Source organism: Alcanivorax xiamenensis (genome assembly GCF_009846745.1).
Classification (GTDB): Bacteria; Pseudomonadota; Gammaproteobacteria; order Pseudomonadales; family Alcanivoracaceae; genus Alloalcanivorax; species Alloalcanivorax xiamenensis.
The window spans coordinates 36,715-42,896 of record NZ_AQPF01000034.1; the positions used below are offsets into that span (position 1 = coordinate 36,715).

General features: G+C 63.5%; 5 protein-coding genes. 2 read left to right on the forward strand and 3 right to left on the reverse strand.

Annotated features, from left to right (window positions below):
* Positions 1-17: 17 nt before the first annotated feature.
* Both A6D6_RS16320 and A6D6_RS16325 read right to left on the reverse strand, forming a co-directional pair.
* Positions 18-1,238 carry an MFS transporter gene (locus A6D6_RS16320; protein WP_236564137.1) on the reverse strand — a complete coding sequence of 407 codons (1,221 nt, stop codon included), beginning with the start codon at positions 1,236-1,238 and terminating at the stop codon, positions 18-20.
* 362 nt (positions 1,239-1,600) lie between these two features.
* A complete protein-coding gene (locus A6D6_RS16325) occupies positions 1,601-2,329 on the reverse strand; it encodes a lipopolysaccharide kinase InaA family protein (RefSeq protein ID WP_159661300.1) in 729 nt (242 codons plus the stop codon).
* A gap of 223 nt (positions 2,330-2,552) precedes the next feature.
* On the opposite strand from A6D6_RS16325, the gene A6D6_RS16330 reads away from it, so the two are divergent.
* Both A6D6_RS16330 and A6D6_RS16335 read left to right on the forward strand, forming a co-directional pair.
* A complete protein-coding gene (locus tag A6D6_RS16330) occupies positions 2,553-3,911 on the forward strand; it encodes a DEAD/DEAH box helicase (RefSeq protein WP_159661301.1) in 1,359 nt (452 codons plus the stop codon).
* Between the two features lie 30 nt (positions 3,912-3,941).
* Positions 3,942-5,144, forward strand: a complete 1,203-nt coding sequence (locus A6D6_RS16335; protein WP_159661302.1) for a class I SAM-dependent rRNA methyltransferase — start codon at positions 3,942-3,944, stop codon at positions 5,142-5,144.
* Between the two features lie 258 nt (positions 5,145-5,402).
* Here the strand turns inward: A6D6_RS16335 and A6D6_RS16340 are convergent, their stop codons facing one another.
* Positions 5,403-6,017, reverse strand: a complete 615-nt coding sequence (locus tag A6D6_RS16340) for a LysE family translocator (protein ID WP_133492246.1) — start codon at positions 6,015-6,017, stop codon at positions 5,403-5,405.
* Between the last annotated feature and the right edge of the window lie 165 nt (positions 6,018-6,182).

The following is a 6,182-nucleotide window of genomic DNA, read 5'->3' on the forward strand; positions in this document are numbered from 1 at the left end:
GATCCAGGTGACCGGAGTCAGTCGGCCAGTCCGGCACAGGTTTCCCGGGCGGGCCGCTGGTAACGGCGGCTGCGGTGGCCCAGGTAGACACCAAGGGCCAACACCACCGAGGTGGCGGCGAAAGTGGCTCGAAAGCCGCCGCTCCATTCAATGATCAGCGAGGCGGCGGCGGGGCCGATCAACTGGCCGACGGCATAGAACAGGGTGACGAAACTCACCGCCACGGCGGCCTGATGGGGCGCCACGGTTTCCGTGGAAGCGGCCAGGATGGAGGTGAACAGGCCGGAGATGCACAGGCCCAGAATCAGGAAATGGGCAACGAACATGGGTTGTATCGGCCACAGTACCGGCAGGGCGGTACCCACCAGCGACAATGTCATCGCCAGCACCAGACTGTTGGAATAGCCCAGCCGGTCGGCCAGGCCACCCCACAGCGGACCGGTGAACACCGACATGATGCCCATCATCGACACCAGATGACCGGTGGTCAGCGCCGGCACGCCCGACTCCAGGGCGTAGCTGTACATGAACGTGGTCTGCACGATATAAGTAAGGCCCTGTACGCCGTACACCAGCCCCACCGTGATCACATGGGGATTGCGGAACACCGGCAGATCCTTGGCGCGAAGCTTGGGTCTGGCCGTACTCGCATGGTCCTGTGGATTACGCAGAATCAGCACTGACATGACCAGCACCGCCAGCCCGCCGGAGGCGAACAGCAGCCAGACATCGCGCCACCCCTGTTCGGCGCTGCGTTCGGTCATGGCCGGTACGATCAGGCCAACCAGCAGCATGCCCAATCCCACGCCGCTGTTGGCGAAGCCGATCACCGCGCCACGTCGGTGCGGGAAAGTGTTGGCCAGCAGCGAGATCAAAGGGGTGTAGCCGAAGGCCGTGCCCATGCCCAATACCAGCATCAACAGCAGGATCGGCACGAAGTCACTGGCGTGGGCGAGGCCGAAGAAGCCGCCGGTCACCAGCATGAGTCCGAGTACCACCGAAGTCTTGCCGCCGAAACGCGCGGCGAACACGCCGGCCACCATCACCAGCAGCAGATAACCGAGGGCGTTCACCGTGCTCAGGTTCGCCGCCTGAGCGTTGCTCAGGCCCAGCCCGTCGCGCATGGCTGGCAGCACCAGGCCATAGCTGAGGCGCGCGAATACCAGGATGGCGATAGTGCATAAAGCCCCGTTAATCACCATCAAGGCGAAGGGCGGGCGGCGGCGGAAAAACGGCATGGTGGCCTCGGAATGGTCTGATGTTGTTATTCGTGCTCGATCAGCACCCCGGTCGTCGTCCGCGGCCAGGGCGAACGGATCAAGGTGCTTGCCATATTGATGGTCTTTGAGTGTAGCCCAACTGGCGGTGGCGGGCATACTGGTTGGTTTGATGGTCGATGAATCGAGGGGCGAAAAGGGGCGCCGGCCACGGACCATCGGCCCTTGGAGACATGAAACCGGAGGTTGCTACGAGGCCGCTGTGGGAAGCTTGCTTGCAAGCGAATGGCCAACCGCCCGGGGCATTCGTGGCCAAGGCCGCTTCCCACGGTGACTCCGTGGTTCTGTCTGTGGGAAGCTGTCTTTTTCGCTGCGAATGGCGCTTATTCCCGCCCCTGGAAGAACCGTAGCACCTTGCGGATTCGGCGGCGGTCCGCGTCATTGAGCCGGGGGCGGCCGCTGTAGCGCAGATAAAAGCGCAGGCGTTGTGTCCGGCTGAGGGTGTGCTTGGCGACTTTGTCCAGGCAGGCGAGATCCTTGATCACGCGGTAACGCAGAAACGGGCCGGACCAGAAGCGACCGGCGGGGCAATCGATGAAGAACACTCTGGGTGGGTTACCGCTGACCAGTATGTTGCGCCACTTCATGTCGCCGTGACAGAAGCCGTGGTCGTGCATGACACGCAGGCCGTCGGCGACCTGATCGGCCACCGTGGCCACCCAGGCCGGGTCCCTCAGGCAGCCGGCGCCTGAACGGGCCAGGGTGGCCAGATCGGTGCTGTCGGGGATACCCACGGTGATCAGGGCCCCCTGATGAAAACGACCCCGCCGGCGGCGGAAACCGGCGCCAACCACGTCCGGTACCGGCAGCCCCCACTGGCGGAACAGGTCCAGGTTGCGCCATTCCCGTTGTACTCGCGGTGTGCCCACCCAGTTGTGCAGATGGCCGCCGCCGTTGCGGTACCGTTTGACGAAGAAGGTTCGCTCGCCACGGCGCAGGCGCACCACATCTCCCATGGGGCCGTCGGAGACCACTTGCCCCTGGAGTTGAAACACTGCGTCCAGACCATCAAAACCGGTCTGCTCCGGAGCGCTTTTGACCCACCACCTCATGGCTATGCCGGTTCCCTCTATACACAAGCCTTCGTCATGCCCCGAGGGGGTCGGGGCTCGCCAATCCCGCTCATTGTAGCGCCGACCACCGGGAAAATCCGGCGTCGGCGGGAGGTGTACTCCCGGACGCGGCAAAACCCCCTTAAAGCGGGCGCAAATCCGTTACACTACGCCTCTTGGCCCGACCGCTCGCGGGCGGGTAACGATACGAGGAGAGAATGGCATGACGGGGTTCGCCGAATTAGGGCTGCATGAGCGCCTGCTTAAAGGGATAGAGGCGTGCTCTATGGAGACGCCCACGGAAGTGCAGCGCGAGGCGATTCCGCAGGCGCTGGCCGGACACGACCTGCGTGTCACCGCCCGCACCGGTAGTGGCAAGACCGCGGCCTTCGCGCTGCCTTTGCTGCAGCATCTGCTGCTGGAACCCAAGCCGCTGTCCGGCACTCGGGCCCTGATTCTATCCCCCACCCGGGAACTGGCCAGCCAGTTGCGGAAACAGGTGCAGGCGCTGGCGGGGTTCACCTTCATCCAGTCCGAGGTGGTTACCGGCGGTGAGGATTTCAAAGTCCAGGCGGCCCGCATTCGCAAGAACCCGGAAATTCTGGTGGGTACGCCAGGGCGCCTGTTGGAACATCTGGAAGCGGGCAATCTGGCTTTGGCGGATCTGGCGGTGCTGGTGATCGACGAAGCCGACCGCATGCTTGATCTGGGCTTTGGCGAGGATGTCAGCCGTCTGGCCGCGGCCTGTCCGGAACAGCGTCATACCTGGCTGTTCTCCGCCACCCCGGGGGACGCCAACATGGAGCGCCTGGTGCGCGGCGTGCTGCGTGAACCCCGGGTTCTGGCGTTGCACACCGTCCGTGAAATCCACCACGGCATTCGCCAGCAGGTGATTACCGCCGACGACGCGGCGCACAAGGAGCGCCTGACACAATGGCTGCTGGCCCATGAAACCTATGCCAAGGCCATGGTGTTCACCAATACCCGGGTGCAGGCGGATCGCCTCGGCGGGGTGTTGCGCGCCACCGCACGCAACAAGGTTTATGTGCTGCACGGCGAAAAAGCGCAGAAAGAACGCAAGCAGGCCATGGACCGGTTACGCAATGGCGATGTGGATATCCTGGTGGCCACCGATGTGGCCGCCCGGGGCCTGGATGTGTCCGGTCTCGATCTGGTGATCAACTTCGACATGCCGCGCAGCGGTGACGATTATGTCCATCGTATTGGCCGCACTGGCCGGCTTGGTGGCGAGGGGCTGGCGGTGTCGTTGGTGAGCGCCAGCGAATGGAATCTGATGGCGAGCATCCAGCGTTATCTCGGCCAGCAGTTCGAGTTTCGTATCATCGAGCCCCTCAGGGCGCACTATCAGGGGCCGAAGAAACGGCGCGCCGATGGTCGTGCGGTGGGCAGCAAAAGCAAAAAGCTGAAGCGCAAGGCCGCCGCCAAAAGCGGCGTGAAAGGAGCGAAAGCGGCGAAAGGCGCGAAGAAAAGCGCCGGTGCTCGCCGTACGGTAAAACCCGCTGCCCAGGAACTCAAGGGCGGCCACGCCACCCTCAAGCGCAAACCCCGTTCGCAAGACTGATTTCCGGTCCATTGTCTGTAAGGTGCTGTCATGAGTGAATCGACCCCGGTGATCCGGTTGAAGAAAAACGAGGAACGCCGGCTCAAGGCCGGGCACGAATGGATTTACGCCAATGAAATCGATACCCGCGAGCAACCGCTGAAAAGTCTGCCCGCCGGTGGCGCCTGCATGGTGGAAGACCATCGTGGCAAGGTGTTGGGCAGGGCGTTGCTGAGTCCCAATTCCCTGATCGCCGCGCGCTTGTACAGCCGTGATGCCCGTCAGGAACCCAGTAAGAGTTTCTTCAAGAAGCGCATTGCTGAAGCCCTGGCGATGCGCGAGACCCTGTTCGATGAGCCCTTTTATCGATTGATTTACGGCGAGGCTGATGGTCTGCCCGGCCTGGTGGTGGACCGTTTCGGCGACACTCTGGTGGTGCAATGCGGCACCGCCGGCATGGAAGCGTATCTGCAACGTGTGGTGGAAGCCCTGGACGCGGTGCTGGATCCGGCCTGTATCGTTGTCAAAAACGACGCCAGCGTGCGCGCGCTGGAGGACCTGCCTATTTATGTGCGGGCGGAGAAGGGTCAATTGCCGGCGGTCTTATCACTGCGGGAGAATGGCGTGGACTTTCAGGCGCCGCTGGAAGAAGGGCAGAAAACCGGCTGGTTTTTCGATCACCGTGCCGCCCGGGCACGGATGGCGCCGCTGGCGAAGGGAGCCCGGGTACTGGATGTGTTTTCCTATTGTGGTGGCTGGGGCGTGCAGGCGGCGGTGGCCGGAGCCGAGGAAGTGACTTGCGTGGACAGCTCCACCACGGCGCTGGACTTCGTGCACGCCAACGCGGAGCGCAACGGCGTGGCGGAAAAAATGCGCACTCTGGAAGGCGATGCCACCATGGCCATGAAGCAACTGGTGAGCGACGGCGAAAAGTTCGATCTGGTGGTGCTGGATCCGCCGGCTTTCATCAAGCGTCGCAAGGATTTCAAGAACGGTCTGGCCGGTTATCATGCCATCAATGAGCTGGCGGTGCGGTTGGTGAAACCTGGCGGTTACTTTGTCTCAGCGTCCTGTTCCATGCTGCTGCCGGCGGAGAAGCTGCTGGATGTGGTGCGCGCCAGCGCCCGCCACATCGATCGGCGTCTACAGGTGATCGGCTACGAAGGACAGGGGGCGGACCATCCGATCCACCCGTCGATACCGGAAACCGCGTACCTGAAGAGCTGGTTCAGCCGGGTGCTGTTCAAGGTTTGAGATTGGAAGAGCCTGCTTACACGCAACATGCTGGCACGCCAACACGTTCTTCGCTGCCAAGCGGAGCGCCGCCCGGACATCTTCCCGCAGCGGCTTCGTAGCCCTTCTGTGGGAAGCTGGCTTGCCAGCGAAGACGGCGCGAATTCATATCCGCAAGGCTGTGCAAGCGGGCCACGGGTTTGGCGTGTTGCGTGTAAGCGTGCCAGGGGATTGTGGGTTATCACTGGCTCGTGAGCCGCGATTGGCTGGCCTCCGACGTCATAAAACAATTCGCGCCAGCACCGCCAAGGCCAGCCCGGCCAGAATCAGCGCGGTGCCTCTTTCCAGCCAATCGTGGTGACGCGCCAGCCAGGCCGGTGCCGGTCCCCGCGCCAGGACCAAGGCGAACAGGCTGTACCAGGCGCCGTCGATGACCACGGCGGTGGTGGCCATCTGGAGTCGCGCCGGAGTGCCCATATCCGCTTCGATGAACTGGCTGAACAACGCCAGAAAGAACAGTGCCACCTTGGGGTTCAGCAAGGCGATGAGGAAACCGTCGCGGGCGGCACCGTGGGTGGTGTGTGCCTCGGCTTCGGGGGCGGGTCCGGCGGCGGCGCGCCCGCTTTTCCAGGCCAACCACAGCAGGAACAGCGCTCCGGCCGCCGAGATCAGGGTTTCCAGCCAGGGAAAGCGGTGCAGCAATGCCGCCAGCCCCGCCACCGAGGCCGCGGCATAGACGGCGATGCCACCGGCATGGGCCAGGCCGGCGGTGACACCGCCGCGCGCGCCGCTTAGCACGGTGTGGCGGGTCACTACCGCCAGACTGGCGCCCGGCGTCATCGCGCCGAGCAGACACACCGCCGTGAGAATCAGCCAGGAATGAAGATCCAGCATGCTGTCGGCCCCGATGGCAAAGAGGGCATTTCAGTGCGCGGGGACCTTGCCGTCAAGGGCGAGGTTAAGGCAAAGGGCCGAGCGACAGACGCTGGACGCCAGACGCTAAAGTCAAAACCCGGGGCCGCGGCGCCTCAATCATGGGCACGGGTCTGTAACGGAAGG